This is a genomic window from Bacillus haikouensis (assembly GCF_013179555.1).
Classification (GTDB): Bacteria; Bacillota; Bacilli; order Bacillales; family Bacillaceae_B; genus Rossellomorea; species Rossellomorea haikouensis_A.
This window is the reverse complement of record NZ_JABMCR010000486.1, coordinates 1-1,827: the sequence shown is the minus strand read 5'-3', so window position 1 is coordinate 1,827 and position 1,827 is coordinate 1. Positions and strand designations below refer to the sequence as shown.

2 protein-coding genes and 1 other RNA gene are annotated in these 1,827 nt (G+C 44.0%); 2 read left to right on the top strand and 1 reads right to left on the bottom strand.

What is annotated here, in order from left to right; all coding sequences use genetic code 11:
- Positions 1-181: 181 nt before the first annotated feature.
- Positions 182-721 carry a cysteine hydrolase family protein gene (locus HP456_RS23505; protein ID WP_172255552.1) on the bottom strand — a complete coding sequence of 180 codons (540 nt, stop codon included), beginning with the start codon at positions 719-721 and terminating at the stop codon, positions 182-184.
- Between the two features lie 87 nt (positions 722-808).
- Between HP456_RS23505 and tadA the strand changes: the two genes are divergently transcribed.
- Both tadA and ffs read left to right on the top strand, forming a co-directional pair.
- Complete coding sequence (gene tadA, locus HP456_RS23500) at positions 809-1,303, top strand: tRNA adenosine(34) deaminase TadA (RefSeq protein WP_172255550.1); 495 nt, start codon at positions 809-811, stop codon at positions 1,301-1,303.
- 99 nt (positions 1,304-1,402) lie between these two features.
- Positions 1,403-1,666: signal recognition particle sRNA large type (gene ffs, locus HP456_RS23495), an RNA gene on the top strand.
- Positions 1,667-1,827: the final 161 nt, after the last annotated feature.

The window sequence follows — 1,827 nt, the reverse complement described above, 5'->3', positions numbered from 1 at the left end:
ACCAAATAATGATTGGTTCGGCTGGACAACGTGAATTTGCATACTGAGGCCCTCCCTTTATCTTCACTATAATCAGCCTATGATTGGGGAGGGCAGGTTATGACGGGGAATTATGCCGAGTATTCTTGTATGGTCAGGATGTAGTTCTGTATTGCTTTAATGTGAATGAACGATTGAAATATTATAGTAACGTTCCGGTATCATCGATATTCGCCTTTAATACATTCTTCATCATCGTCAGGGCATAGTGATTGTCTTCCTCGCTTACAGAAGCTATCGCATTATTTGGAACGAACAATCCAAATTCCCTCATGTAAGCGTCATTTGCAGTGAACAGGACACAGATATTTCCGGCGATGCCTGTCAGGATGATGTTTTTCACAGACAGATGATGAAGCAGGGTGTTCAGTGCAGTCCCGTAAAAAGCAGAATGCTTAGGTTTTATAAGGAAGAAATCATCCTCGTCAGGGCGCAATGGGGTAATGATATCTGAACTCGTTTTGTTATGACACTTGTCATAGATCAACTCGAGGTCTGCTTTCCACAGTTCATAATGGTCATTGATATAAATGACCGGAAGGCCGTGCTTTTTACAATAATTGCGCAAATCGTTGATCGGCCCGACAATCTTTTTCGCATGCTGAGCGAGTGTCTCCCCGTGTGAAAAATCAAATGGATTCATAATATCGATCACGAGAAGTGCAGTGTCTTTAGGTATCATGGTGTTTGCCCCTTTCTATTATAGTTTGGAATGTTAAGGGAATTTTTATAAAATAAATAAATAAGGAAAAAATGTTAGGAGTTCTGTATGAAGACTAGAGAAGAACATTTTATGATGGAAGCATTGAAAGAAGCGGAAAAAGCAAGGGAAATCAATGAAGTTCCCATTGGTGCTGTGGTGGTTATGGGGGACGAAGTCATCGGCCGCGGATATAACCTAAGGGAAACGACACAGAATGCAATCACTCATGCAGAAACCCTGGCAATTCAGGAGGCATGTGAAAACGCAGGGACCTGGAGGCTGGAGGGCGCTGAACTTTACGTGACGCTTGAACCGTGTCCAATGTGCAGCGGAGCGATCATCTTGTCCCGGATTGAAAAAGTCGTATACGGGGCAGCAGATCCGAAAGCAGGTTGCGCAGGTACATTGATGAACCTTTTGAATGACAGCCGGTTTAATCACCAGTGCGAAGTGGTCTCTGGTGTGCTGGAAGAATCATGCGGTGCAATCCTATCTGATTTTTTCCGGGAACTGAGAGCAAGGAAGAAAGAAGAGAAGAATAAAAAGCAGTCACCACTGTAAAGAACTTACAGGTACTACCCATTGCTTTTTTACGTAAACCCTAGTATACTTAATCTTGCGTCGTTAAATGGCGCAACTGAATAATTGGTATCAATTTTGCCGTGCTAGGCGGGGAGGTAGCGGTGCCCTGTACTCGCAATCCGCTCCAGCGAGGCCGAATTCCTTTCCGAGGCTTGCATACTGTAGGGCTGCCTCAAGTAAGTGGTGTTGACGCCTGGGTCCTGCGCAATGGGAATCCATGAACCATGTCAGGTCCGGAAGGAAGCAGCATTAAGTGGAAGCTCCCATGTGCCGCAGGGTTGCCTGGGCCGAGCTAACTGCTTGAGTAACGCCTATGGTTGCTTGTCGACGAAAGGTGCACGGCAGTTTCATACATATACAACAGCTCATCCCTTTATAAAATGTACCCTATAGAGTAGACACTTAAAAAAAGTCTACCTATAGGGTATTTTTTTGTATAATGACAAATAGACAACTAGTAGAAATCGGGGAAACATCATGAGTAAAAAAACATTCACAGAGAA

What these genes read in the sequence shown, in the direction of transcription:
- HP456_RS23505 (WP_172255552.1), bottom strand. Translation starts at nt 721, where the DNA reads ATGATACCTAAAGACACTGCACTTCTCGTGATCGATATTATGAATCCA.
- tadA (WP_172255550.1), top strand. Translation starts at nt 809, where the DNA reads ATGAAGACTAGAGAAGAACATTTTATGATGGAAGCATTGAAAGAAGCG.